The sequence below is a fragment of the Kitasatospora sp. NPDC097643 genome, assembly GCF_040302625.1.
In the GTDB taxonomy this organism is placed as follows: Bacteria; Actinomycetota; Actinomycetes; order Streptomycetales; family Streptomycetaceae; genus Kitasatospora.
Map to the genome: position 1 here is coordinate 1 of NZ_JBEOSA010000049.1, position 24,844 is coordinate 24,844.

Genomic DNA, 24,844 nt, shown 5'->3' on the forward strand with positions numbered 1-24,844 from the left:
TCATTACCGAACGACGCCGTCTCCGACGTGAAACGGTCACCCGTCAACTGCATACCGTCACCGGAATCACCGGCAAAACGAATGATCACGCGGTCGAGTCTGCGGATCGGCTTGGCCCGCCTCTTCGCGGCGTCGCCCGGGCCGGAGGGGCCGGCGGGCGCGCTCGGACCGGTGCGCCCGTCACCGTTCCCGGTACGACCCTCGTCGCCGTCCGAGCCGTCCACTGCCTCTGACTGATCGACCTGACTGGTCACTGCGGCGGACCTCCTAGAGGGCACACCACCCGCGGGCGCGGCCCCGTGCCCCGTCCGCTGGTGCACCTCTCGCATCCTATGCGCGGGGGCTCGGTCTCGGACGGAACTCCCGCGTGCGGCGGGAAAACACCGGACCCGCGCGGAAACACCGACCCGCGCCCCTACCGCACACCCGCTACAACGCGCGGCCGCCGGAGATCATTCCGACGGCCGCACGACAACACCCCGGCTACGAGTCGAGGTAGGTGAGCACCGCCAGCACCCGGCGGTGGTCCTCCGGGCTCTGCGCCAGGCCCAGCTTGAGGAAGATGTTGCTGACGTGCTTCTCCACCGCGCCGTCCGAGACCACCAGCTGCTTCGCCACGGCGGCGTTGGTGCGCCCCTCGGCCATCAGCCCCAGCACCTCGCGCTCGCGCGGCGTGAGGTTGGCCAGGACGTCGCCCTTGCGGCTGCGGCTGAGCAGCTGCTGCACCACCTCCGGGTCCAGCGCGGTGCCGCCCTCGGCGACCCGGACCACCGCGTCGGCGAACTCGCGCACCTCGGCGACCCGGTCCTTCAGCAGGTAGCCGACGCCCCGGGTGGAACCGGCCAGCAGTTCGGAGGCGTAACGCTCCTCCACGAACTGTGACAGCACCAGGACGCCCAGCGCCGGGTAGTGGCCGCGCAGCTCGACGCAGGCGCGCAGGCCCTCGTCGGTATGGCTGGGGGGCATCCGCACGTCCGAGACGACGACGTCCGGCAGCGCGTCGGCGGCGGCCAGCTCGTGGATGGTGCGCAGCAGCGCCTCGCCGTCGCCGACGCCCGCCACGACCTCCAGGCCCCGGTCGGTGAGCAGCCGGGTCAGACCCTCCCTCAGCAGTACGGAGTCCTCGGCGATGACGACGCGACGCATGGCGACCTTCCGGCAGGGGTGAACGGACCGGGGTCAGTCTTCCGCAAAGGTGGACCGCCCGCCGGTGGGTTTCCGTACCGGGCGGCCCCCTCGCCTACATGGTGCGGATGGCCACCGAGTCGCAGAGCGCTTCCAGGGCCGCCTTCGCCGGGCAGTCCGGCAGCGGGGCGAGCAGTGCGCGGGCCTCCTCGGCCTGGCGCAAGGTCTCCCGGCGGGCGCGCTCCAGGGCGGGGTGGTGGCGCAGCAGCCGCAGCGCCTCGGCGTGCCGGTCGTCGTCGGCGAGGTCCTGGTCGAGCAGCTCGCGCAGCCGGGTGTCGGCGGGGTCGGCGGGGTCGGCGGGCATCTGGCCCAGCAGCAGGGTGGGCAGGGTGGGCACGCCCTCGCGCAGGTCGGTGCCGGGGGTCTTGCCGGACTCGTGGCCGTCGCTGGCGATGTCGAGCACGTCGTCGGCCAGCTGGAAGGCGATGCCGATCCGCTCGCCGAACTCGCTGAGGGTGTCGATCATCCAGGGCTCGGCGCCGGCGGTGAGCGCGCCCAGCCGGCAGGAGACGGCGATCAGCGAGCCGGTCTTGCCGGCGAGCACGTCGAGGTAGTGCAGCAGCGGGTCGCCGTCCGGGCCGGGGCCGCGGGTCTCCAGGATCTGGCCGGTGACGAGCCGTTCGAAGGCGTCGGCCTGCATCCGGACGGCCTCGGGGCCGAGGTCGGCGAGCACCTGGGAGGCGCGGGAGAAGAGGAAGTCGCCGGTGAGGATGGCCACCGAGTTGTCCCAGCGGGAGTTGGCGCTGGGGGCGCCGCGGCGCACCGGGGCCTCGTCCATGACGTCGTCGTGGTACAGGGTGGCGAGGTGGGTGAGCTCGACGACGACGGCGGCCGGCACCACCCCGGGGGCTCCGGCGTCGCCGAACTGGGCGGCGAGCAGCAGGAGCAGCGGGCGGAAGCGCTTGCCGCCGGCTTCGATGAGGTGACTGGCGGTGATGGTGATGAAGGGGACGTCGCTCTTGACGGCCTCGGCGAGCGCCGCTTCCACCGCGTCCAGTCCGGCCTGGACGTCCCGGGTCAGGTCGCGGTCCTGCACGCTGAGCCCGAAGGGTCCCACGACGGTCACGAAGACCACTCCTCTGTCCCTGGTCGATCTAGCGGCCTGGTCCCTGAGTGCCGCCGCTGGCCATACAGGCAGGGTATCCGGTCACGAGTGGATCACTGCACGGGCGTGCGGATCCTGTCATGATCCGGCCGGAAGCCCTGGTCAGGGCGGCTGTGGGGGCGGTGCGGCGGTGGGGGTGAATTGGTGCGGAAATAAAGGCCGGGCCGGGGCCCGGAATATCCGGGCGCCGGCCCGGCCGGGGCCGGGGCGGGGGTGGAGGCGGGCTTCCGGGGCACGGCCTCCGGGGCGGGCCGCCGGGGCGGCGCCGCCGGGTCAGCGGACGAACAGCGCGGCCTTGGACGCCAGGTCCAGGAAGTACTGCGGCAGCAGGCCGAGACCCAGCGTGACGAGCACCCCGAAGCCGATCGCGGTCGCCGTGAAGGCGCTGGGGATCGCCACCGTCGGACCGCCCGGCTTCGGGTCCGAGAAGAACATCAGCACGATCACCCGGATGTAGAAGAACGCGGCCACCGCCGAGCTCAGCACACCGACGATCACCAGCGGGGTCGCGCCGCCGGCCGCCGCCGCCTGGAACACCGCGAACTTGCCGGTGAACCCGGAGGTCAGCGGGATCCCGGCGAAGGCCAGCAGAAACAGCGCGAACACCGCCGCCACCAGCGGCGAGCGCCGGCCGAGCCCCGCCCAGCTGGACAGGTGGGTCGCCTCGCCCTTGGAGTCGCGCACCAGGGTGACCACGGCGAACGCGCCGAGCGTCACGAAGGAGTACGCGAGCAGGTAGAACAGCACCGAGCCGAGGCCCTGCCGGGTGGTGGCGATGACGCCGGTCAGGATGAACCCGGCGTGCGCGATCGAGGAGTAGGCGAGCAGCCGCTTCACGTCCTGCTGGGTCACCGCGAGGACCGCGCCGACCACCATGGTGAGGATGGCCACCCCCCACATGACCGGCCGCCAGTCCAGCCGCAGGCCGGGGAAGGCCACGTAGAAGAGGCGCAGGAACGCCCCGAAGGCCGCGACCTTGGTGGCGGCCGCCATGAAGCCGGTCACCGGGGTCGGCGCGCCCTGGTACACGTCGGGGGTCCAGGCGTGGAAGGGCACGGCGCCGACCTTGAACAGCAGGCCGACGGCGAGCATCGCGAGGCCGGTCAGCAGCAGCGCGTCGCTCTGGGTGCTGCTCGCCAGGGCCGGGTTCAGCATGGCCTTGCCGGCGATGACGTCCGCGATGTCGCCGAGCTTGACGCTGCCCGCGTAGCCGTACAGCAGGGCGGTGCCGAACAGGAAGAACGCCGAGGCGAAGGCGCCGAGCAGGAAGTACTTGACGGCCGCCTCCTGGGAGAGCAGCCGGCGGCGCCGGGCCAGCGCGCACAGCAGGTAGAGCGGGAGGGAGAAGACCTCCAGCGCCACGAACATGGTCAGCAGGTCGTTGGCGGCGGGGAACAGCAGCATGCCGCCGACCGCGAACATGGTGAGCGGGAAGACCTCGGAGGTGCCGAACCCGGCCCGGATCGCGGCCCGCTCCTGCTCGCCGCCGGGGGTGGCGGAGGCCTGGGCGGCGAACGCGTCGGCGGGCAGGCCGCCGGCCTTGGGCTCCAGCCGGCGCTCCGCGTAGGTGAGCACCGCGACCACGGAGACCAGCAGGATCACGCCCTGGAGGAACAGCGCCGGGCCGTCCATGGCGACCGACTCCATGGCCAGCAGGTCCACCTTGGTGGTGCCGTGGCCCTGCGCGGCGAGCACCACCACGGCGACGAAGGAGCCGATCAGCCCGGCCAGGGCGAGCGTCACCTGGGTCCAGTGCCGCAGCCGGCGGGGCACGAAGGCCTCCACCAGGACGCCGGCCACGGCGGCGCCGAACACCACCAGCATCGGGGAGAGCTGGCCGTACTCCAGGTGCGGCGCCGGGATGCTGGGGGTGTTGCCGCCCGCGGCGGCGAGCAGGCCGGTGGTGCTCACTTGTGCTCACCTCCTGAGGTGGCGGCGGCCGGGTGGGCCGGCGCCGGGTCGGTCTCGTGGATCTGCGAGAGCGTCGCGTTCACCGAGGGGTTGACCAGGTCGGTGAGCGGCTTGGGGTAGACGCCGAGCAGGATGGTCAGCGCCACCAGCGGGGCGACGACGGCGAGTTCGCGGGCCTTGAGGTCGGGCATCCCGCCCACCCCGGCCTTCACCGGGCCGGTCATGGTGCGCTGGTACAGCAGCAGCGCGTACAGCGCGGCCAGCACGATGCCGAAGGTGGCGATGATGCCGATCGCCGGGTAGCGGGTGAACGTGCCCACCAGCACCAGGAACTCGCTGACGAACGGGGCGAGCCCGGGCAGCGACAGGGTGGCCAGGCCGCCGATCAGGAAGGTCCCGGCGAGTACCGGGGCGACCTTCTGCACGCCGCCGTAGTCGGCGATCAGGCGCGAGCCGCGGCGGGAGATCAGGAAGCCGGCGACCAGCATCCACGCGGCGGTGGAGATGCCGTGGTTGACCATGTAGAGGGTGGCGCCGCTCTGGCCCTGGCTGGTCAGCGCGAAGATCCCCATGATGATGAAGCCGAAGTGCGAGATCGAGGCGTAGGCGACCAGGCGCTTGATGTCCTTCTGGCCGACGGCCAGCAGCGCGCCGTAGACGATCCCGATCAGCGAGAGGACCAGGATCGCGGGGGCGAAGGTCTTCGAGGCGTCCGGGAACAGGCCCAGGCAGAAGCGCAGCATCGCGAAGGTGCCGACCTTGTCGACCACGGCGGTGATCAGCACCGCGGTGCCGGCGGTGGCCTCGCCCATCGCGTTCGGCAGCCAGGTGTGCAGCGGCCACAGCGGGGCCTTCACCGCGAAGGCGAAGAAGAAGCCCAGGAACAGCGCGTTCTCGGCGGTGCCGGAGAACTGGAGCTTGCCGTCGGCGATCGCCGTGCTCAGGGTCGGCAGGTCGAAGGTGGCGAAGCCCTGGTCCTGCGCGATCACGTACAGGCCGATCACGGCGGCCAGCATGACCAGGCCGCCGAGCAGGTTGTAGAGCAGGAACTTGACGGCCGCGTAGGAGCGCTGGCGGGCCGACTCGGGGCCGCCGGCCCGGTCGCCGAAGCCGCCGATCAGGAAGTACATCGGGATCAGCATGGCTTCGAAGAACACGTAGAACACGAAGACGTCGGTGGCATAGAAGGAGACGATCACCATCGCCTCCACCGCCAGGATCAGGGCGAAGAAGCCCTGGGTGCGCCGCCTGCCCTCAAAAGTGTCGGGGGCGAACGTGCCGTCGGGCCCGGCTGGTGCCGGGTCGGCGTCGTGCCAGGAGGCGAGCATCACCACCGGCACCAGGACGGCGGTGAGCAGGGCGAGGACGGCGCCGATGCCGTCCACGCCGAGCGCGAAGGTGATGCCGAAGGAGCGGATCCAGCTGTACGACTCGGTCAGCTGGTAGCGGGCGCCGTGCGGGTCGAACCGGACGGCCACCACGGCGGCCAGCACCAGGGTGACGGCCGAGACGCCGAGGGCGACGGCCTTGGTGGTCGAGCGCCGGCGCTCGGTGGACCCGGCGGGCAGCGCGGCGGTCAGCACCGCGCCGGCCGCCGGGACGGCGCAGGTGACGGTGAGCAGGATGCTCATGCTCCCACCTCGCTTCGCTCGGCAGGGGCATTCGCCCACGCGCGCCTTTCGATGATTCGCTCGCTTCGCTCGCTCATGCGGCACCTCCCCGGTTTGAATTAGGACGAGTCATCACACGGACCTCATCAGGAGAGTCGTGGCGACCAGCACCAGCGTGCCGCCGAACATGGAGAGCGCGTACGAGCGGACGTTGCCGTTCTGGAGCCGCCGCAGCCGGCTGGAGAGCCCGCCGATGGTGGCGGCCAGGCCGTTGACGAAGCCGTCCAGGCCGCGGCTGTCGAAGTAGACCAGCGTGGCGGTGAGCGCCGAGCCGGGCCGGACCAGGACGGCGTGGTTGAAGTCGTCCTGGAGCAGGTCGCGGCGGGCCGCCCGGGTGAGCGGGGAGCCGACCGGCGGCACCACCGGGACGGCGGAGCGCCCGTACATCAGGTACGAGACGCCGACGCCGACCAGCATGCAGATGGTGGTCAGCACGGTGACCACCATCGGGGTCAGCGGCGAGTCGCCCTCCTGGTAGCCGGTGACCGGCTCCAGCCAGGTCAGGAAGGAGTCGTTGTAGGCGAACAGCCCGCCCGCGAAGACGGAGCCGAAGGCCAGTAGGACCATCGGGAGCGTCATGGTCCGCGGCGACTCGTGCGGGTGCGGGGCGTTGCCGTCCTCGTCGGTCTGCCAGCGCTTCTCGCCGAAGAAGGTCAGCAGCATCACCCGGGTCATGTAGAACGCGGTGACCGCGGCGCCGACCAGCGTGCACAGGCCGAGGATCCAGCCCTCGGTGCCGCCCTTGGCGAAGGCCGCCTCGATGATCTTGTCCTTGGAGAAGAAGCCGGACAGCCCGGGGAAGCCGATGATCGCCAGGTAGCCGAGGCCGAAGGTGACGAAGGTGACCGGCATGTACTTACGCAGGCCGCCGTAGTGACGCATGTTCACCTCGTCGTCCATGCCGTGCATGACCGACCCGGCGCCCAGGAACAGCCCGGCCTTGAAGAAGCCGTGCGTCACCAGGTGCATGATCGCGAAGGCGTAGCCGATCGGGCCCAGGCCCGCCGCCAGCACCATGTAGCCGATCTGCGACATCGTCGAACCGGCCAGCGCCTTCTTGATGTCGTCCTTCGCGCAACCGACGATCGCACCGAACAGCAGCGTGACCGCGCCGACCACCACCACGGCGGTCTGCGCGTCCGGCGCCAGGTCGAAGATCGCCGAGGAGCGGGTGATCAGGTAGACGCCGGCGGTCACCATGGTCGCCGCGTGGATCAGCGCCGACACCGGGGTCGGGCCCTCCATCGCGTCGCCGAGCCAGGACTGCAACGGCACCTGCGCCGACTTGCCGCAGGCCGCCAGCAGCAGCATCAGGCCGATCGCCGTCAGCTTGCCCTCGCTCGCCTCGTGCGCCGCGCCGAACACCGGCTGGAAGGCGAACGAGCCGAACTCGGCGAACATCAGCATGATCGCGATCGACAGGCCCAGGTCGCCGACCCGGTTGACGATGAACGCCTTCTTCGCCGCCGTCGCCGCGCTCGGCTTGTGCTGCCAGAAACCGATCAGCAGGTAGGAGGCCAGCCCCACGCCCTCCCAACCGGCGTACAGCAGCAGGTAGTTGTCGGCGACCACCAGCAGCAGCATGGCGGCCAGGAACAGGTTGAGGTACGCGAAGAACCGGCGCCGACGCTCGTCGTGCGCCATGTAGCCCACCGAGTACAGGTGGATCAGCGTGCCGACACCGGTGATCAGCAGGACGAAGGTCATCGACAGCTGGTCCAGCCGGAACGACACGTCGGCCCGGAAGCCGTCCACCTGGATCCAGGTGAACAGGTACTTCGTCAGCGCCCGGTCGTCGGCGGCCCGGCCCAGCATGTCCGAGAACAGCGCCAGGCCGAAGCCGAAGGACAACGCGGCGAGCGCGGTGGCCAGCCAGTGGCCGACCCGGTCCAGGGCCCGACCGCCGAGCAGCAGCAGGGCGGCACCGGCCAACGGAGCCGCCACCAGCAGCGGAATGAGAGAGTTCACCGAAGGCCCTCCGCCTACAGCTTCATCAGGTTGCTGTCGTCGACCGAAGCGGAGTGCCTGGTCCGGAAGATGGAGACGATGATCGCGAGGCCGACCACGACCTCGGCCGCCGCGACCACCATGGTGAAGAACGCGATGATCTGACCGTCCAGGGTGCCGTGCAGCCGGGAGAAGGTCACCAGGGCCAGGTTCGAGGCGTTCAGCATCAACTCGACGCACATGAACAACACGATCGCGTTGCGCCGGATCAGCACGCCGGCGGCGCCGATGGTGAACAACAGGGCCGACAGATACAGGTAGTTGACCGGATTCACTCCACGCCCTCCTCGCCGGCCCCGCCGCTCGCACCGCTCGTGCCGTTCGCGCCGTTCGAACCGTTGGCCGCCCGCACCGGCTCCAGGGTCTTGCGCGGCCCGGCGACCGGCGGCCGCTCGGACGACGCCCGGCCCAGCCAGTCCGCCGTGCTGTTCTCCAACTCGGCCATCCGCCGCAGCATCTCCTGGCTGACGTCCCGGACCTGACCCCGCTCGCGCAGCGTCGCCATCACCGAGTCCTCCGCCACCGTGCCGTCCGGCAACAGCGCCGGCACGTCCACCGCGTTGTGCCGCGCGTACACCCCCGGCGCCGGCAGCGGCGGCACCTGGATGTTGTCCCGCACCCGCTGCTCCGCCAGCTCGCGCTGCGTCTTCGGCGCCTTCACGTGCTCCCGGTGGGTCAGCACCATCGCACCGATCGCCGCGGTGATCAGCAGCGCGCCGGTCACCTCGAACGCCCACACGTACCGGGTGAAGATCAGCCGGGCCAGACCCGGCACATTGCCCTCCGCGTTCGCCTCCGCCAGGCCGGTAAAGTGGCTCAGCTTCGCGTTCGCGATCCCGGCGATCAGCAGCACCCCGAAGCCCAGCCCGCACAGCACCGCGGCGAACCGCTGGCCCTTCAGCTGCTCCTTCAAGGAGTCCTCGCTGGTCACACCGACCAGCATCACCACGAACAGGAACAGCATCATGATCGCGCCGGTGTAGACGACGATCTGCACCACGCCCAGGAACACCGCGCCCTCGGCCATGTAACAGACCGCCAGCGCCATCATCGTCGCCGCCAGGCAGAGCGCGCTGTGCACGGCCTTGCGCATCAGCACCATGCCCAGCGCGCCGCCCACCGCGATCACCGCGAGCACCCAGAACTGCACGGCCTCCCCGGTGGAGGTCGCCCCGGCCACGGCGGCCAGTTTCCAGCTGTTCACGGCCGCACCTCCGGCTCCCGGTCGGTGCGCTCCTGCTGGACCGTCCCCGGCGCCGCCGAGGTGATCTCGTCCCGGTAGTACGCACCCTCGTCGGTGCCCGGGAAGATCGCGTGCGGGGTGTCGACCATGCCCTCGGACAGGCCCACCAGCAACTGCTCCTTGGTGAAGATCAGGTCCTTGCGCGAGGAGTCCGCCAGCTCGTACTCGTTCGTCATGGTCAACGCGCGGGTCGGGCACGCCTCCACGCACAGCCCGCACAGGATGCAGCGGGCGTAGTTGATCTGATACACCGCGCCGTACCGCTCACCGGGCGAGTAACGCTCCTCGTCCCGGTTGTCCCCGCCCTCCACGTAGATCGCGTCGGCCGGGCACGCCCACGCGCACAACTCGCAGCCCACGCACTTCTCCAGGCCGTCCCGGTAACGGTTCAGCTGGTGACGGCCGTGGAAACGCGGCGCGGTCGGCTTCTTCTGCTCCGGATACTGCTCGGTCAGCCGCTTCTTGAACATGGCCTTGAAGGTCACGCCGAAGCCGGCGGCCGGGCCCAGGACCGACGGCCGCTCGGGCCGCTCCGCCCCGCCGGGCCGGTCCGTCTGATCGGACGACATCTCGGTTCAGCTCCCTTCGGAGTGATCGGCCCCGTTCAGGGCGTCCTGCAGTTGCTTCGGGGCCCGGCTGCGCCGACGGGGCACCGGCGGCAACACCTGACCGGGCAGCGGCGGCACCGGATAACCGCCCGCCAACGGATCGAACTCGCCGCCGTTCACCGGCCCGTCGTTGAATGTCACAGCGGGCTCCGGACCCTTCCGCAGGAAGTCCCGCAGCAGCACCAGCAACAACAGCACCCCCACCGGGGCACCCACGTACAGCACCACCTCGCCGAAGCCGTACCCCTCGTTGCGCAGCGCCCGCACACTCGCGATCAGCACCAGCCACACCAACGAGACCGGGATCAGCACCTTCCAGCCCAGCTTCATGAACTGGTCGTAGCGGAACCGCGGCAGCGTCCCGCGCAACCAGATGAAGAAGAACAGCAGCAACTGGATCTTCAGGACGATCCACAGCATCGGCCACCAGCCGTGGTTCGCGCCCTCCCAGAACGTGGACACCGGCCACGGCGCCCGCCAGCCGCCCAGGAACAACGTCGACGCCACCGCCGACACCGTCACCATGTTCACGTACTCGGCCAGCATGAACATCGCGAACTTCAACGAGGAGTACTCGGTGTTGAAACCCCCGACCAGCTCGCCCTCCGCCTCCGGAAGGTCGAACGGCGCCCGGTTCGTCTCACCGACCATCGCGATGATGTAGACGATGAACGACACCGGCAACAACGCCGCGAACCACGTCGACTGCTGGTGCGCCACGATCTCCGACGTCGACATCGACCCCGAGTAGATGAACACCGCCGCGAAGGACAGACCCATCGCGATCTCGTAGCTGATCATCTGCGCCGACGACCGCAACCCGCCCAGCAGCGGATACGTCGAACCCGACGACCAACCCGCCAGCACGATCCCGTAGATGCCCACCGAAGCCGTCGCCAGGATGTACAGCAGCGCCACCGGGAAGTCCGTCAACTGCATCGCCGTCCGGGTGCCGAAGATCGACACCTCGTTGTCGGCCGGACCGAACGGGATCACCGCGAAGGCCATGAACGCCGGAATCGCGCAGACGATCGGAGCCAGGACGTAGACCACCTTGTCCGAGCCCTTGACCACCAGGTCTTCCTTCAGCGCCAGCTTCACGCCGTCCGCCAGCGACTGCAACAACCCCCACGGGCCGTGCCGGTTCGGCCCGATGCGCAACTGCATCCAGGCCACCACCTTGCGCTCCCAGACGATCGCCACCAGCACCGTCAGCACCAGGAAGGCGAAACAGAACACCGCCTTCAGCAGCACCAGCCACCACGGGTCCTGGCCGAAGAACTGCAACGTCTCGTACGGCTGCGGAGTCATCGGACCTCCCCCTCACTGCCCGCGTCCTCACGGCCCGCACCCGCACCGGCCGGATCCCCGGCAACCGCCGCGGCCCCGTCCCGGACGGCCGGCTCCGCACCGGCGGCCGCCACCGTCACCAGATGGCCCACCGTCGTACCGAGCGCGCGCTGCGCGCCACCCGGCGTCGAGTTCAACGGAACCCACACCGTCCGGTCCGGCATCCCCTCGACCACCTCCAGCGGCAACGTCACCGACCCCGCCGGGCCGGTCAACCGCACCAGGCCACCCGCCTCGGCCCCGATCTCCCGCGCCGTCGTCGCCGCCAACCGGGCCACCGCCCGGTGCCTCGTCCCCGCCAAGTGCGGATCGCCCTCCTGCAAGGAACCGTTGTCCAGCAGCAGCCGCCAACCCGCCAACACCGCCTGACCGGTGGCCGGCCGCGGCAACAGACCCGGATGCGCCGCCGGATCCGCCGCACGGTCACCCGCCCACGGCTCGAACCTGTCCAGCTCCAGCCGCGCCGCCCGGACATCCGGCAAACCCAGCCGGTGCCCCATCGCGTCCGCCAGCATCGACAACACCCGGACATCCGCATACAGATGACGGCCCATCAACTGATCCGGCTTGAGCGCGGCCTCGAACATCCGCACCCGGCCCTCCCAGTCCAGGAAGGTGCCCGCCTTCTCCGCCACCGCCGCCACCGGCAACACCACGTCCGCACGCGCCGTCACCGCCGAAGGCCGCAACTCCAGCGACACCACGAACGGCACCGCCGCCAAGGCCTCGTCCGCCAACGCCGGATCCGGCAGATCGTCCGGATCCACCCCGCCCACCAGCAACGCGTCCAGATCGCCCCGCGCCGCCGCCGCCAACATCTGATCGGTGTCCCGGCCCGGCCGCGCCGGCAACTCCGGCACCCCCCACACCGCCGCCGCCTGCGCCCGCGCCACCGGAGCCGCCACCGGACGGCCACCCGGCAACAGACCCGGCAGCACACCCGCCTCCACCGCGCCCCGCTCCCCCGCCCGGCGCGGCACCCACGCCAACCGGGCACCCGTCGCGTGCGCCAACCGCAACACCGCCGTCAACGCACCCGGCGCCGCCGCCAGCCGCTCGCCCACCAGGATCACCGCACCCGGCGACCGCAACAGCTCCGCCGCCCGGCCCGCCTCGTCGTTCAACGGCTCGTCCGCCGCCAACGCCGCGAACCACTCCGCCTCCGTCCCCGGAGCCGCCGGCAACAACGCCCCCCGCAGCTTCGCCAGGCCCCGCGACGCGAACGCCGCCACCGAGAACACCCGCAAACCACGGGCCCGGCCCGCCTTGCGCAACCGCAGGAAGACGATCGGCGCCTCCTCCTCCGGCTCCAGACCCGCCAGCAACACCGCCGGCGCGCCCTCCAACTCCTCGTAGGACACCCCGGAGCCGTCCACGTCCACCCCGCGCCCGGCCACCGCCGCCGCCAGGAAGTCCGCCTCCTCACCACTGTGCGCCCGGGCCCGGAAATCCACGTCGTTGGTGCCCAGCACCACCCGCGCGAACTTCGCGTAGCCGTACGCGTCCTCCACCGTCACCCGGCCACCGGTCAACACCCCCGCCCGGACCCCGCGCAGACCCTGCGCCGCCCGGGCCAGCGCCTCCGGCCACGACGCCGGCACCAGCTCGCCGTCCACCCGCACCAGCGGCGTGGTCAGCCGGTCCCGCTGCTGCGCGTACCGGAACGCGAACCGGCCCTTGTCGCAGTTCCACTCCTCGTTCACCGCCGGATCCTCGCCCGCCAGCCGGCGCAGCACCTTGCCCCGGCGGTGGTCCGTGCGCTGCGCGCAACCCGCCGAACAGTGCTCGCACACACTCGGCGAGGACACCAGGTCGAACGGACGCGAGCGGAAACGATAAGCCGCCGACGTCAACGCGCCCACCGGGCAGATCTGGATCGTGTTCCCCGAGAAGTACGACTCGAAGTCGTCCCCCTCACCGGTACCGACCTGCTGGAGCGCCCCGCGCTCCACCAGATCGATGAACGGATCCCCGGCGATCTGCTGCGAGAACCGGGTGCAGCGCGCACACAGCACACAGCGCTCCCGGTCCAGCAACACCTGGCTGCTGATCGGCACCGGCTTCGGGTAGGTGCGCTTCACCCCCTCGAACCGGGACTGCGCGTCACCCGTCGACATCGCCTGGTTCTGCAACGGGCACTCGCCGCCCTTGTCGCACACCGGGCAGTCCAGCGGATGGTTGATCAGCAGCAGCTCCATCACGCCGCGCTGCGCCTTCTCCGCCACCGGCGAACTCAGCTGGGTGCGCACCACCATGCCCTCCGCCACCGGAATGGTGCAGGAGGCGACCGGCTTGCGCTGACCCTCGATCTCGACGATGCACTGCCGGCAGGCACCGGCCGGATCCAGCAGCGGATGGTCGCAGAAGCGCGGGATCTGGGTGCCGATCGTCTCGGCGGCCCGGATCACCAACGTCCCCTTGGGGACCTGCACTTCGACGCCGTCGATGGTGAGCGTGACCAGTTCGACCGGGGCCTTGGCGGCAGTTGGCTCTGTGATCGTCACGCGTGCACCTCCCTCTCGGTGGCGGACTGGTGGCCGGGGCGGGGGCCGTCGGCCCAGACGGTGGAGGCGGCCGGGTCGAACGGGCAGCGGCGCTCGGCCAGGTGCTGCTCGTACTCGGCCCGGAAGTGCTGGAGCGAGGAGACGATCGGACTCGCCGCGCCGTCGCCCAGCGCACAGAACGACTTGCCGTTGATGTTGTCGGCGATGTCGAGGAGCTTCTCCAGATCGCCCTCGACGCCCTCACCGGCCTCGATCCGCCGGAGCAGCTGGACCAGCCAGTACGTGCCCTCGCGGCACGGCGTGCACTTGCCGCAGGACTCGTGGGCGTAGAACTCGGTCCAGCGGGTGACCGCCCGCACCACGCAGGTGGTCTCGTCGAAGACCTGAAGCGCCTTGGTGCCGAGCATCGACCCGGCCGCGCCGACCCCCTCGTAGTCCAGCGGGACGTCCAGGTGCTCGTCGGTGAACATCGGCGTCGACGAACCGCCCGGGGTCCAGAACTTCAGCCGGTGCCCGGCCCGGACACCGCCGCTCATGTCCAGCAGCTGGCGCAGCGTGATGCCCAGCGGCGCCTCGTACTGGCCGGGGTTGGTGACGTGGCCGGACAGCGAGTACAGCGTGAAGCCCGGGGACTTCTCGGTGCCCAGGCCCTTGAACCACTCCTTGCCGCGGGCCAGGATCGGCGGCACCGAGGCGATCGACTCGACGTTGTTGACCACCGTCGGGCAGGCGTACAGGCCGGCGATCGCCGGGAACGGCGGCCGCAGCCTCGGCTGGCCGCGGCGGCCCTCCAGGGAGTCCAGCAGCGCCGTCTCCTCACCGCAGATGTAGGCGCCGGCGCCGGCGTGCACGGTGATGTCCAGGTCCACGCCCGAGCCGAGGATGTTCCGGCCCAGCAGCCCCGCCCCGTACGCCTCGGCGACCGCCGCGTGCAGGCGGCGCAGCACCGGGACGACCTCGCCGCGCAGGTAGACGAAGGCGTGGTCGCAGCGGATCGCGTAGGAGGCGATGATCATGCCCTCGATGAGGGAGTGCGGGTTGGCGAACAGCAGCGGGATGTCCTTGCACGTGCCCGGCTCGGACTCGTCCGCGTTCACCACCAGGTAGTGCGGCTTACCGTCGTTCTGCGGGATGAACTGCCACTTCATCCCGGTGGGGAAGCCCGCGCCGCCTCGGCCGCGCAGGCCGGCGTCCTTGACCAGGGCGATCACGTCGTCCGGGGGCATCGCGAGGGCCGCCTTCAGGCCCTCGTAGCCGTGGTGGCGGCGGTAGGTGGCGAGCGTCCAGGGGCGGCTGTCGTCCCAGGAGGCGGACAGCACGGGGGTGAGCAGCTTCTCGGCCGGCTCGGCGGAGGTCATCACGCTTCGGTCCCTTCCTGGCCGGGCCGCTCCTCGTGACCGGGCCGCTGCTCGTGGCGGAGCCGCTCCTCGTGGCGGGGCGCGACGACCTTGCTGGCGGCGCCGGTGCCGGGCAGCACCTCGCCGCGGGCCAGCCGCAGCCCCGCCAGCGAGGGCGCGCCGCCGGCGCCGGACTCGTCGTTGGCGCCCGGGCGCTCGTCGGGGAAGCCGGCCAGGATCCGGGCGGTCTCCTTGAAGCCGCAGAGCCGGGCGCCCCGGGTCGGGCGGACCTCCCGGCCCGCGCGCAGGTCGTCGACCAGCCGCTTCGCGCTCTCCGGGGTCTGGTCGTCGAAGAACTCCCAGTTGACCATCACCACGGGCGCGTAGTCGCAGGCCGCGTTGCACTCGATGTGCTCGATCGAGATCGCACCGTCCTCGGTGGTCTCGTTGTTGCCGATGCCCAGGTGCTGCTGGAGCTCCGCGAAGATCTGGTCGCCGCCGAGCACCGCGCACAGCGTGTTGGTGCACACCCCGACGTGGTACGTCCCGGCCGGGCGGCGCCGGTACATGGTGTAGAAGGTGGCGACCGCGGTGACCTCGGCGGTGGTCAGGTCCAGCTGCTCGGCGCAGAACCGGATGCCGGTCGGGCTGACGAAGCCCTCCTCGGCCTGCACCAGGTGCAGCAGCGGCAGCAGCGCCGAACGGGCCACCGGGTAGCGGCCGATCAGCTCCGCGGCGTCGGCCGCCAGCCGGGCGTGCACCTCCTCGGGGTACGGCTTGGCCGGCAGCGCCGGCAGTCCGAGTTCGACATTGGTCACCGGTCCACGCCTCCCATCACCGGGTCGATCCCGGCCACCGCGACGATCACGTCGGCGACCTGGCCGCCCTCGCACATCGCCGCCATCGACTGCAGATTGGTGAACGACGGATCCCGGAAGTGGACCCGGTACGGGCGGGTCCCGCCGTCGCTGACCACGTGCACGCCCAGCTCGCCCTTGGGCGACTCGACCGCCGCGTACGCCTGGCCGGCCGGGACCCGGAAGCCCTCGGTGACCAGCTTGAAGTGGTGGATCAGGGCCTCCATCGAGGTGCCCATGATGGTGCGGATGTGGTCGAGCGAGTTGCCCAGGCCGTCGGGGCCGACGGCGAGTTGGGCGGGCCAGGCGATCTTCTTGTCCGCCACCATGACCGGGCCCGGGCGCAGCCGGTCCAGGCACTGCTCGACGATCCGCAGCGACTGCTTCATCTCCTCCAGGCGGATCAGGAAGCGGCCGTAGGAGTCGGCGGTGTCCGTGGTCGCGACCTCGAAGTCGTAGTTCTCGTAGCCGCAGTACGGGTCGGTCTTGCGCAGGTCGTGCGGCAGGCCGGTGGCGCGCAGGATCGGGCCGGTGGCGCCGAGGGCCAGGCAGCCGGGCAGGTCCAGGAACCCGACGTCGACCAGGCGGGCCTTGAACACCGGGTTGCCGGTGGCGAGTTTGTCGTACTCGTGCATCCGGGAGCGGATCGTCTTCACCGCTTCGCGGATCAGGTCGACGGCGCCGGGCGGCAGGTCCTGGGCGAGGCCGCCGGGGCGCACGTACGCGTGGTTCATCCGCAGGCCGGTGACCAGCTCGAAGGCGTCCAGGATCAGTTCGCGGTCCCGGAAGCCGTAGATCATCAGGGTGGTGGAGCCGATCTCCATGCCGCCGGTGGCCAGGCAGACCAGGTGCGAGGAGATCCGGTTGAGCTCCATCATCATCACGCGGATGACGCTGGCCCGGTCCGGGATGTCGTCGGTGATGCCGAGCAGCTTCTCGACCGCCAGGCAGTACGCGGTCTCGTTGAACAGCGGGGTCAGGTAGTCCATCCGGGTCACGAAGGTGGTGCCCTGGACCCAGCTGCGGAACTCCATGTTCTTCTCGATGCCGGTGTGCAGGTAGCCGATGCCGCAGCGGGCCTCCTTCACCGTCTCGCCGTCGATCTCCAGGATCAGGCGCAACACCCCGTGGGTGGAGGGGTGTTGGGGGCCCATGTTGACGATGATGCGCTCGTCGTCGGCCCGGCCGACCGCCTCGACCACCTCGCCCCAGTCGCCGCCGGTGACCGTGAAGACCCGGCCCTCGGTGGTCTCCCGGGGCTCTGCCTGCTGGGCCTCTTCGTGGTGCTGAGTGTCCATCAGCTGTACGACCTCCGCTGGTCGGGCGCCGGGATCTGGGCGCCCTTGTACTCGACGGGGATGCCGCCGAGCGGGTAGTCCTTGCGCTGCGGGTGGCCCAGCCAGTCGTCCGGCATCATGATCCGGGTGAGCGCCGGGTGGCCGTCGAAGACCAGGCCGAAGAAGTCGTAGACCTCGCGCTCGTGCCAGTCGTTGGTCGGGTAGACGCTCACCACGGACGGGATCCGCGGGTCGGCGTCCGGCGCGGTCACCTCCAGGCGGATCAGCCGGTTGTGGGTGATCGAGCGCAGGTGGTAGACCGCGTGCAGCTCGCGGCCCTGGTCGCCGGGGTAGTGCACGCCGCTCACGCCCAGGCACAGTTCGAAGCGCAGCGCCGGGTCGTCGCGCAGGGTGCGGACGGTGCGCAGGAGGTGCTCGCGGTCGATGTGGAAGGTCAGCTCGCCGCGGTCGACGACGGTCTTCTCGATCACCTCGGCCGGGTCCAGGTGCTGCTCCTCCAGGGCGCCCTCCAGCTCGTCGGCGACCTCGTCGAACCAGCCGCCGTAGGGCCGTTCGCTCGGGCCGGGCAGCACGATCGGGGCTGCCAGACCGCCGAAGCCGGAGGTGTCGCCGCTGCCCTGGGCGCCGAACATGCCCTGGCGGCGGCCGACCACCTCGACCGGGATCTCGCGGACCGGCTGCTCGCGGCGGGTCTCGGGTACCTGCTCGTTCATCGCAGCTGCCCCCGCATCTCGCTGATCGGGGTGGCCTTGAGGGCGAGCGCCTCGCCGAGCTCCTCGGCCCGGCGGCGGTTCACGCCCAGCGGCTCGTGCTGGATCTTGTCGTGCAGCTTCAGGATCGCGTCCATCAGCATCTCCGGGCGGGGCGGGCAGCCGGGCAGGTAGATGTCCACCGGGACGATGTGGTCGACGCCCTGCACGATCGCGTAGTTGTTGAACATCCCGCCGGAGGAGGCGCAGACGCCCATCGAGATGACCCACTTCGGGTTGGCCATCTGGTCGTACACCTGGCGCAGCACCGGGGCCATCTTCTGGCTCACCCGGCCCGCCACGATCATCAGATCGGCCTGCCGGGGGGAGCCCCGGAAGACCTCCATGCCGAACCGGGCCAGGTCGTAGCGGCCGGCCCCGGTGGTCATCATCTCGATCGCGCAGCAGGCCAGACCGAAGGTGGCCGGGAAGAGTGACGCCTTGCGCACCCAGCCGGCGGCCGTCTCCACGGTCGTGAGCAGAAAGCCGCTCGGCAGCTTCTCCTCGATTCCCATCAGATCCCTCTCAATGCCCTCAAGAAGCCCTCAAGTCCTTGGTACGTCCGGCCCGTTCGGGCTTGTCCGCTCGTTCACAAGGGCGGCGGCCACCCCGCGCTCAGTCCCACTCCAGGCCGCCGCGGCGCCAGACGTAGGCGTAGGCGACGAAGACGGTGGCGATGAACAGGAGCATCTCGACCAGTCCGAAGATCCCCAGGGCGTCAAAGGTCACCGCCCACGGGTAAAGGAAGACGATCTCGATGTCGAAGACGATGAAGAGCATCGCCGTCAGGTAGTACTTGATCGGGAACCGACCGCCGCCCACGGGCTGCGGGGTCGGCTCGATGCCGCACTCGTACGCCTCCAACTTGGCCCGGTTGTAGCGCTTGGGGCCGGTGAGTGAGGCCATCACGACGGAGCCGACCGCGAACGCCGCCGCGATGGCACCGAGTACGAGGATCGGCGCGTAGGCATTCATAGCCCCCGCTCCCTCCGTCCAGTCGTCCTTGACTGCAGATCGGAACCGGCGGGTCACGCTGAGGTGAACCCGCGTTCCAGTTCCCTGGATCCACCTCATGTGAGGCAGTTCACAAAGCCTGGAACGAGCGCATCCTATGCCCGGTGGCTTGTGATCTGCGACACGCAGTTCACCGTCATCTTTGTGATCTACGACACCTTGGGAATGGTGGCGAATGTGAACATGCCCAGAGTTGTCAACGCAAAGAAGTCAAATGGTCACAACCAGTCGCATTTACTTGTGAAGCGGCTGGTCAGGGCCGCGCTTCTATATCAACTATGCGTCGCCCGGGGCAAATTTCCGGGCGTCATGTTGACGTGTTATAGCGGCTCACCCTGAGGGGTGGCGGGGGTGCGAACGCGCGCTTGACCCTTCGTTCACAAGCGCGCGAACTCGTGTGTGGGGTGGGGTTCCCTCCCCCTCCCCCACCCCTCCCGCCCGCCGCCCGCCGCCCGCCGCCCGCCGCCCGCCGCCCGCGCCACTGTCTCCCCGCGCTGGGCCGGGATCCCAGCCCAGCGCGGGGGCTGGCGCTCGTCCGCAGCCCTGGGGGTCAGCCTCTCCTCTCCTGGCCCAGCCTTCTTGCGGGCAGGCCCTCCTCCTGTGTCGCCCCTCTTCGGTCCTCGCGCCGGGGCGGCCTCCGCCTCCGTCTACGCCCCCAGCTCCCTGCCGGGCCTGGCCTTCCTCTCCGCCTCCTTCCTCCCTGGCTCCCCGCTTCTCCCTGGCAGCTGGCCGGCTACCGGTTACCGGCCGCCTGCTCCCAGACCCAGGCCGCGATGCCCACCCGGTTTCGGGCACCGAGCTTGCGCTGGACGTTGGCGAGGTGGTTCTTCACCGTCCCTGGTGAGATGAACAGCCCGGCGCCGATCTCGGCATTGGTCGCGCCGTCGGCCACCAGCTCAGCGATCTCCCTTTCTCTCGCGGTCAATTCCTCCACGGGGCCGGCTATCAGCGGGACTGCCGCAGCCGGTCCGGCACCGGGCCCCGGCCGCCGGTCCTCCGCGCTATCCGTCATGTGCCGCAGAAGGCGAACGGTGACCTGCGGGCTGATCAGCGCATCCCCGGCCATCGCCGCCCGAACCGCCTCGATCAACAACACCGGCCCAGACCGCTTCAGCAGAAACCCGGCCGCACCGTGCCGCAAGGCCGTATGCACGTACTCGTCCAGATCGAAGGTGGTCACCACGATCACCTTGCACTGGCCGGCCAGCTGCCGGGTAACCTCCAGGCCGTCGAGCTTCGGCATCCGGATGTCCGCCAGCACCACGTCCGGCCGCAGCCGTTTCGCCTCCTCCACCGCTGCGGCGCCGTCCGCCGCCTCGGCCACCACCGTCATGTCCGGCTGGGCGTCCAGGATCATCCGGAACGCGCTGCGGACATCCGCCTGGTCGTCCGCCACCAGGATCCGAACCGGTCCCTTGCCGCCGCTCATGTCTGCCTCTCCTCTGCGCTGAGCCCCACGGGCCTCTGGCGCTTCTCCCGCTTCGACTGCGCGCCCTCCAGGGGAAGCGCCGCGGTCACCCGCCAGGCCTCCCGCTCATGGGCCCCGGCGTCGAACGAACCACCCAAGGCCTCCACCCTGGCCGCCAGCCCCGATAGCCCGCTGCCTCCACCTCGCCTCGCCCTCCCACCCGCACCGGACGGGGGGACGTCGTTGGTCACGGTCAGCTCCAGCCACCCGCCGGTACGGCGGGCACGCACCTCGACCGCCCCGGCGCCCGGCGCGTGCCGCCGCACATTGGTCAGCGCCTCGACGACGATCCGGTGGACCGTGCCCTCCACCTCTCGGGGGACCGGCCCCTCCGGCAACTCCAGTCGGACCTCGGCACCGCCCGAGGTGGTGAACCGCTCCGCCACCTCGGCGAGTTCTGCCAGCCCCGGCTGCGGACCGCGCTCCCCCGCCTCCTCCGTGCGCAGCAGCTGTACCGTCCGGTCCAGGGAGGCGAGGGCCCGCTGCCCGGCCTGCTCTATCCGCTCGAACATCTCGACGGCCCGGGCCGGGTCGGCCGCTGCCAGGTAGGCCCCGGCCTGGGCCTGGGCGACCATGCCGCTCACGTCGTGTGCCACGAAGTCGTGGAGGTCGTGGGCCAGTTCGAGGCGCTGTGCACGCCTGGCCTCGGCGACCGCGCGGCGCCGGCCCTCGTCCAGCCCCCTCAGGTAGAGCCCGACCAGGACGGCCGGCAGGGCCAGCATCGATCCGAACCCGAACAGGGTGATCACGTCGGTGGGCCCGGCGATCGCCTCGAAGCGGGACGGCCACAGGGCGACCGCGCCGCAGGCCGTCCAGACCGCGACCGCACACCGTGGGCCGTCCTCGGCGCGCAGTGCGAGGACCACCGCCAGCAGCAGGGCGGCCAGTTCGGCCAGGCCGAGCAGCCCGGGCCACCGGTCCGACTCCGCCCAGCGGCCGGCGAACCAGATGCCGACCGTGACCGCCGCGGACATCGCCCCGGCGGCCCCCGTCATGGCCGCCGCTCCGTAGCGCCGGCGCGCCACCCAGAGCGGCAGCAGCACGGCCGGGACGACCAGCGCCAGGAACTGACTCATCGCCATCGCCTCCCTTCGACTTCCGTCACATTACGACGCGTCACGGATGTGCCGCCTGTGCCGATCGGCATATTTCACAGGCCTGTTGAGCTGCGAGGACAGCCCGATCGGCATCTGCCGCCGACGCGGCCGAGGGGCCAGGCTTGGGCCTCGAAGCGGTCGGGGAGTCCGGCCGCGAAGGGAGTCGAGCACCATGTCGAAGATCATGATCAATGCCCACACCGCCGACCGTCCGGGCGGCTCGATCAGGCGGGTCGTGCCGTCGGCGCCGCGCTGGGCCGAGTTCGCCGCCAGGGCGACCGTCTGGACCACCGTGCCCTCGGGCCTGTGGCGGATCGCGTTCGGCTTCGGCGTCCCGGTCGGCTTCAGCGGCGCCACGGCGGCGCGGTACGCCGAGCACCAGCCGGGCTGGGGGACGGTCTACGTCGTGGTGCTGAGCGCCCTGGCCGAGACCTTGGCCTTCCTCACCCTCGGCCTGGTACGGCCTTGGGGGCAAGTCGTTCCGCGGTGGATCCCGCTGATCGGCGGCCGGGCGGTCCGTCCGCTGGCCGCGATCGTTCCGGCCGCGTTGGGCTCGGCGGTCCTGACCGTGCTGGGCATATCCGCCCTGGTCGGTGGGTGGAGCGGCAACATGGCGGACCCGGATTCGCCGCACGGTTTCGCCGCTCTGGTGATGACCCTCGCCTACCTCCCGCTGGTGGCCTGGGGTCCGCTGCTCGGGGCGGTCACCGTCGACTACGCGCGCCGGACGCTGGGGCGCGGGTGACCACGGCCGCGGGTCACACCGGGACGGGTTCGGCCTCCGGCTCGACCGTCCCGCCCCGGTGCGGCTCTGGGGCGGTGCGCCGGCCCCACTCGGTCGCGGCCAGGACGAGAGCTCCGCCGACCACGGCGAGCAGGCCCATCCGGTTCCCGGCGATGGTGATCCCGAAGACGGCGGCCCACAGCGGCTCGGTGCCGAGCAGCAGGCTTACCCGGGACGGGGACGTGGCCCGGACGGCCCACATCTGAACGAAGAAGGCGAACAGCGTGCAGAACAGGGACAGATGCAACAGCCAGGCCCATTGGGCCGGCCCGTACGCGGCGGCGACGGCCCACGGCGACGGCCCTACGGCGGGCGCGACGGCCGCGAAGACCGCGGTGGCAACGGCGAGTTGGACCCAGGTGACGGCCAGTGTGTCGGCATCGCGGACGGCCCGGAGGCGGGCCGTGGCGAGGACGTACGCCGAGCGGACCAGGGCGGCGCCCAGCACCAGGAGATCGCCGAGGGCGGGTGGGCGCAGCCCGCCGTCCACGGTGAGGAGTGCGACGCCGAGCACGGCGAGCCCGGCGGCCGCGAGGAAGGCGCGCGGTGGCGCCGTCCTGCTGAGGGCGCTCTCGCCGAGCGGCGTGAGCACCATGGCAAGGCTGATGATCAGTCCGGCGTTGGTGGCGGAGGTGTGGACGGCGCCGTAGGTCTCCAGCAGGAAGATGCCGCTGAGCGCCAGTCCGAGCGCGGCTCCGCCCAGCCACTCGGCGCGGCTGAGCCTTCGCAGGGCCCGCCATGCGACTGCCCCGAGGAGCGGCAGCACCAGCCCGAACCGCAGGACGAGCATCGCCACCACCGTCCCGGGTTCGGCCACTTGCTGGACGGCGAGGAAGCTCGACCCCCACACCACCGCTACGAGCAGGACCGGCAGGTCACGAAGGACCGGAGAGGACGAGGACATGAACGGGGTGGCACGCACGGGTTGGATCCCTCCGAGCGAACGGAACCGGCGGGCGCGAGTACCGTACGGCGTCGGACGGACCCAGGAGCCGAGCGGAGGGCTCGGCGGTGAACGGGGCGGGGCGTGGATCAAGGGTGCGCCATCTTCGCGCACCGGGCCGCGCGCCATCAACGCCGTTTCCGGGCCCGGGTGGGTCAGGCGGCGAGCAGACCGTTCGCGGCGGCGATCTCCTCGATGTCGGCCGGGGTCCCGGACATGATGGCGCGGACGTGTTCGGTGACGAGCTCGACCGGCCAGTTCCACCAGGCCGCGCGGAGCAGCCGTTCGATGTCGGTGTCGTCGAAGCGGCGGCGGATCGGTCGGGCGGGGTTGCCGCCGACGACGGTGTAGGGCTGGACGTCGGCGGTGACCATCGCGCCGGCCGCGATGATCGCGCCGTCGCCGATGCGGACGCCGGGCAGGACAGTGGCGCCGAAGCCGCACCAGACGTCGTTGCCGATCACGGTGTCGCCTCGGCTGGGCATGCCGGTGACGATGTCGAGGGTCTGCTCGGTCCAGGCGCCGCCGAACATCGCGAAGGGGAAGGTGGAGACGCCGATGGTCGGGTGGGCGGCGCCGGCCATCAGGAAGCGGGTTCCGGTGGCGATCGCGCAGTACTTGCCGATCACCAGCCGCTCGGGCCCGTAGGCGTAGAGGACGTTGCGGTCCTGGAAGCGGGTGGCCCCGTCGGGGTCGTCGAAGTACGTGTACTCGCCGACCTCGATCCTCGGGTCGGTGACGAGCGGGCGCAGCAGGACCACCCGGTCGTGGCCGGGAAGCGGGTGGAGGGCGGTGGGGTCGGGGATGGCGCTGGCGGGCATGCAGGCTCCTCTCGTAATGCGACATGAGTCGCATTACGATGAGCATGGCACGGCTGCCGGCGCAGCAGCAAGCCTTAACGCGACAGGAGTCGACTTTGAGCAAGACAACCCACCCCGAGACCCCCAACCCTCCTGAGGACCCGAAGCCCCTCAACGCCGAGGAGCCCGCCAACCCCCGCCCGCGGCAGCCCGGGACGCCGACGCCACGGCCCGGCGGTCGCAGCGCCCGGGTCCGGGCGGACGTCGTCGCCGCCACGCTCGCCGAGGTCACCGAAAAGGGGTACGACGGCCTCACCGCCGAGGCGGTCGCCACCCGCTCCGGCGTCCACAAGGCGACGCTCTACCGGCGGTGGGGCGGGGTGGACGGCCTGGTGGCCGACGCCCTCACCGCCTCCGCCGACCAGCCCTGGCCCCTGCCCGACACCGGGGACCTCGGCGAGGACCTCCGCCTGATCACCCACGAGGTGTTCGCCGTCTTCACCGACCCGGAGCTGGGCCCCACCCCCACCGCGCTGATCACCGCCGCTCAGCGGTCCGACGTCGGCGCGGCCGCCCTGCGGGACTTCTTCACGGCCAGGCACCGCCAGGCCGCCGAGGTCGCCGAACGCGCCATCGCCCGCGGCGAGTTGCCCGCCGGAACGGACGGCGCCGAGATGGTCCGGGCCGCCACCGCGCCGCTCTACTACCGACTGTTTGTCACCGGCGAGCCGCTGGACGCCTCCGCCGCCGAGCGCGCCGCCGACACCGCCGCCCTGGCTGCCCGCGCCGGACTGTTCACACTCCCGCCGGACACCGCCGCCACCCCCGACACCGACACCGACACCAGCCACGCCGACAGCCACGCCCCCGGCATCACCAACGACCTCCCGACCCCCTGACCCCGCAGCCCGCCC

General features: G+C 71.2%; 22 protein-coding genes and 1 pseudogene. 2 read left to right on the top strand and 21 right to left on the bottom strand.

The genetic code is table 11. From position 1 onward, the window contains the following. From ABTY15_RS26900 to ABTY15_RS26990, 19 genes and pseudogenes are all read right to left on the bottom strand, one after another. Nucleotides 1-254, bottom strand: a pseudogene (locus ABTY15_RS26900) (2-oxoacid:acceptor oxidoreductase subunit alpha); the annotation flags it as partial. 229 nt (nucleotides 255-483) lie between these two features. Continuing rightward, nucleotides 484-1,146: a response regulator gene (locus ABTY15_RS26905; RefSeq protein WP_350600648.1), complete on the bottom strand. Its 663-nt coding sequence runs from the start codon at nucleotides 1,144-1,146 to the stop codon at nucleotides 484-486. 94 nt (nucleotides 1,147-1,240) lie between these two features. Next, on the bottom strand, nucleotides 1,241-2,251 hold the full coding sequence (locus tag ABTY15_RS26910) for a polyprenyl synthetase family protein (RefSeq protein WP_350600650.1): 1,011 nt from the start codon (nucleotides 2,249-2,251) through the stop codon (nucleotides 1,241-1,243). Between the two features lie 312 nt (nucleotides 2,252-2,563). Then, nucleotides 2,564-4,201, bottom strand: coding sequence for an NADH-quinone oxidoreductase subunit NuoN (gene nuoN, locus ABTY15_RS26915; protein ID WP_350600652.1), 1,638 nt, complete (start codon nucleotides 4,199-4,201; stop codon nucleotides 2,564-2,566). Then, a complete protein-coding gene (locus ABTY15_RS26920) occupies nucleotides 4,198-5,832 on the bottom strand; it encodes an NADH-quinone oxidoreductase subunit M (RefSeq protein WP_350600655.1) in 1,635 nt (544 codons plus the stop codon). The genes nuoN and ABTY15_RS26920 overlap by 4 nt, the downstream gene beginning before the upstream one ends. 111 nt (nucleotides 5,833-5,943) lie before the next feature. Further along, nucleotides 5,944-7,839 carry an NADH-quinone oxidoreductase subunit L gene (gene nuoL, locus ABTY15_RS26925; RefSeq protein ID WP_350600660.1) on the bottom strand — a complete coding sequence of 632 codons (1,896 nt, stop codon included), beginning with the start codon at nucleotides 7,837-7,839 and terminating at the stop codon, nucleotides 5,944-5,946. 14 nt (nucleotides 7,840-7,853) lie between these two features. Continuing rightward, nucleotides 7,854-8,153, bottom strand: coding sequence for an NADH-quinone oxidoreductase subunit NuoK (nuoK, locus tag ABTY15_RS26930; RefSeq protein ID WP_195911268.1), 300 nt, complete (start codon nucleotides 8,151-8,153; stop codon nucleotides 7,854-7,856). Next, on the bottom strand, nucleotides 8,150-9,082 hold the full coding sequence (locus ABTY15_RS26935) for an NADH-quinone oxidoreductase subunit J (RefSeq protein WP_350600664.1): 933 nt from the start codon (nucleotides 9,080-9,082) through the stop codon (nucleotides 8,150-8,152). The genes nuoK and ABTY15_RS26935 overlap by 4 nt, the downstream gene beginning before the upstream one ends. Then, nucleotides 9,079-9,690 carry an NADH-quinone oxidoreductase subunit NuoI gene (nuoI, locus tag ABTY15_RS26940; RefSeq protein ID WP_350600667.1) on the bottom strand — a complete coding sequence of 204 codons (612 nt, stop codon included), beginning with the start codon at nucleotides 9,688-9,690 and terminating at the stop codon, nucleotides 9,079-9,081. Before nuoI ends, ABTY15_RS26935 begins: the two co-directional genes overlap by 4 nt. A gap of 6 nt (nucleotides 9,691-9,696) precedes the next feature. Next, nucleotides 9,697-11,040, bottom strand: a complete 1,344-nt coding sequence (gene nuoH / locus ABTY15_RS26945; protein ID WP_350600671.1) for an NADH-quinone oxidoreductase subunit NuoH — start codon at nucleotides 11,038-11,040, stop codon at nucleotides 9,697-9,699. Continuing rightward, the gene (locus tag ABTY15_RS26950; protein ID WP_350600673.1) at nucleotides 11,037-13,583 is read right to left on the bottom strand and encodes an NADH-quinone oxidoreductase subunit G; all 2,547 of its coding nucleotides are present in this window, start codon (nucleotides 13,581-13,583) and stop codon (nucleotides 11,037-11,039) included. The genes nuoH and ABTY15_RS26950 overlap by 4 nt, the downstream gene beginning before the upstream one ends. After that, the gene (nuoF, locus tag ABTY15_RS26955; protein WP_350600675.1) at nucleotides 13,580-14,941 is read right to left on the bottom strand and encodes an NADH-quinone oxidoreductase subunit NuoF; all 1,362 of its coding nucleotides are present in this window, start codon (nucleotides 14,939-14,941) and stop codon (nucleotides 13,580-13,582) included. Before nuoF ends, ABTY15_RS26950 begins: the two co-directional genes overlap by 4 nt. Beyond that, nucleotides 14,941-15,738: an NADH-quinone oxidoreductase subunit NuoE gene (gene nuoE, locus ABTY15_RS26960; protein ID WP_350600678.1), complete on the bottom strand. Its 798-nt coding sequence runs from the start codon at nucleotides 15,736-15,738 to the stop codon at nucleotides 14,941-14,943. The genes nuoF and nuoE overlap by 1 nt, the downstream gene beginning before the upstream one ends. Next, on the bottom strand, nucleotides 15,735-17,075 hold the full coding sequence (locus ABTY15_RS26965) for an NADH-quinone oxidoreductase subunit D (RefSeq protein WP_350600681.1): 1,341 nt from the start codon (nucleotides 17,073-17,075) through the stop codon (nucleotides 15,735-15,737). The genes nuoE and ABTY15_RS26965 overlap by 4 nt, the downstream gene beginning before the upstream one ends. Further along, nucleotides 17,075-17,788, bottom strand: a complete 714-nt coding sequence (locus ABTY15_RS26970; RefSeq protein ID WP_350600683.1) for an NADH-quinone oxidoreductase subunit C — start codon at nucleotides 17,786-17,788, stop codon at nucleotides 17,075-17,077. Before ABTY15_RS26970 ends, ABTY15_RS26965 begins: the two co-directional genes overlap by 1 nt. After that, nucleotides 17,785-18,339, bottom strand: coding sequence for a NuoB/complex I 20 kDa subunit family protein (locus ABTY15_RS26975; protein ID WP_031079294.1), 555 nt, complete (start codon nucleotides 18,337-18,339; stop codon nucleotides 17,785-17,787). Before ABTY15_RS26975 ends, ABTY15_RS26970 begins: the two co-directional genes overlap by 4 nt. Nucleotides 18,340-18,439: 100 nt before the next feature. Next, nucleotides 18,440-18,799 (bottom strand): NADH-quinone oxidoreductase subunit A, encoded by a 360-nt coding sequence (locus tag ABTY15_RS26980; protein ID WP_030060100.1) that lies wholly within the window; start codon nucleotides 18,797-18,799, stop codon nucleotides 18,440-18,442. Nucleotides 18,800-19,571: 772 nt separating this feature from the next. Further along, nucleotides 19,572-20,267: a response regulator gene (locus ABTY15_RS26985; protein WP_350600686.1), complete on the bottom strand. Its 696-nt coding sequence runs from the start codon at nucleotides 20,265-20,267 to the stop codon at nucleotides 19,572-19,574. Beyond that, complete coding sequence (locus ABTY15_RS26990) at nucleotides 20,264-21,382, bottom strand: sensor histidine kinase (RefSeq protein WP_350600689.1); 1,119 nt, start codon at nucleotides 21,380-21,382, stop codon at nucleotides 20,264-20,266. The genes ABTY15_RS26985 and ABTY15_RS26990 overlap by 4 nt, the downstream gene beginning before the upstream one ends. Before the next feature lie 193 nt (nucleotides 21,383-21,575). Here ABTY15_RS26990 and ABTY15_RS26995 point away from each other — a divergent pair, with 193 nt between their 5' ends. Beyond that, complete coding sequence (locus ABTY15_RS26995) at nucleotides 21,576-22,148, top strand: hypothetical protein (RefSeq protein ID WP_350600693.1); 573 nt, start codon at nucleotides 21,576-21,578, stop codon at nucleotides 22,146-22,148. A 13-nt stretch (nucleotides 22,149-22,161) separates the two neighbouring features. Here ABTY15_RS26995 and ABTY15_RS27000 read toward each other — a convergent pair whose 3' ends face one another. After that, on the bottom strand, nucleotides 22,162-23,091 hold the full coding sequence (locus ABTY15_RS27000) for a DMT family transporter (RefSeq protein WP_350600788.1): 930 nt from the start codon (nucleotides 23,089-23,091) through the stop codon (nucleotides 22,162-22,164). A gap of 194 nt (nucleotides 23,092-23,285) precedes the next feature. Beyond that, the gene (locus tag ABTY15_RS27005; protein ID WP_350600694.1) at nucleotides 23,286-23,951 is read right to left on the bottom strand and encodes a CatB-related O-acetyltransferase; all 666 of its coding nucleotides are present in this window, start codon (nucleotides 23,949-23,951) and stop codon (nucleotides 23,286-23,288) included. A gap of 95 nt (nucleotides 23,952-24,046) precedes the next feature. On the opposite strand from ABTY15_RS27005, the gene ABTY15_RS27010 reads away from it, so the two are divergent. After that, a complete protein-coding gene (locus ABTY15_RS27010) occupies nucleotides 24,047-24,829 on the top strand; it encodes a TetR/AcrR family transcriptional regulator (RefSeq protein WP_350600695.1) in 783 nt (260 codons plus the stop codon). The last annotated feature ends 15 nt before the right edge of the window (nucleotides 24,830-24,844 follow it).

What these genes read in the sequence shown, in the direction of transcription:
- ABTY15_RS26905 (WP_350600648.1), bottom strand. Translation starts at nt 1,146, where the DNA reads ATGCGTCGCGTCGTCATCGCCGAGGACTCCGTACTGCTGAGGGAGGGT.
- ABTY15_RS26920 (WP_350600655.1), bottom strand. Translation starts at nt 5,832, where the DNA reads ATGAGCATCCTGCTCACCGTCACCTGCGCCGTCCCGGCGGCCGGCGCG.
- nuoI (WP_350600667.1), bottom strand. Translation starts at nt 9,690, where the DNA reads ATGTCGTCCGATCAGACGGACCGGCCCGGCGGGGCGGAGCGGCCCGAG.
- nuoH (WP_350600671.1), bottom strand. Translation starts at nt 11,040, where the DNA reads ATGACTCCGCAGCCGTACGAGACGTTGCAGTTCTTCGGCCAGGACCCG.
- nuoF (WP_350600675.1), bottom strand. Translation starts at nt 14,941, where the DNA reads ATGACCTCCGCCGAGCCGGCCGAGAAGCTGCTCACCCCCGTGCTGTCC.
- ABTY15_RS26965 (WP_350600681.1), bottom strand. Translation starts at nt 17,075, where the DNA reads ATGGACACTCAGCACCACGAAGAGGCCCAGCAGGCAGAGCCCCGGGAG.
- ABTY15_RS26970 (WP_350600683.1), bottom strand. Translation starts at nt 17,788, where the DNA reads ATGAACGAGCAGGTACCCGAGACCCGCCGCGAGCAGCCGGTCCGCGAG.
- ABTY15_RS26975 (WP_031079294.1), bottom strand. Translation starts at nt 18,339, where the DNA reads ATGGGAATCGAGGAGAAGCTGCCGAGCGGCTTTCTGCTCACGACCGTG.
- ABTY15_RS26980 (WP_030060100.1), bottom strand. Translation starts at nt 18,799, where the DNA reads ATGAATGCCTACGCGCCGATCCTCGTACTCGGTGCCATCGCGGCGGCG.
- ABTY15_RS26985 (WP_350600686.1), bottom strand. Translation starts at nt 20,267, where the DNA reads ATGAGCGGCGGCAAGGGACCGGTTCGGATCCTGGTGGCGGACGACCAG.
- ABTY15_RS26990 (WP_350600689.1), bottom strand. Translation starts at nt 21,382, where the DNA reads ATGAGTCAGTTCCTGGCGCTGGTCGTCCCGGCCGTGCTGCTGCCGCTC.
- ABTY15_RS26995 (WP_350600693.1), top strand. Translation starts at nt 21,576, where the DNA reads ATGTCGAAGATCATGATCAATGCCCACACCGCCGACCGTCCGGGCGGC.
- ABTY15_RS27000 (WP_350600788.1), bottom strand. Translation starts at nt 23,091, where the DNA reads ATGTCCTCGTCCTCTCCGGTCCTTCGTGACCTGCCGGTCCTGCTCGTA.
- ABTY15_RS27005 (WP_350600694.1), bottom strand. Translation starts at nt 23,951, where the DNA reads ATGCCCGCCAGCGCCATCCCCGACCCCACCGCCCTCCACCCGCTTCCC.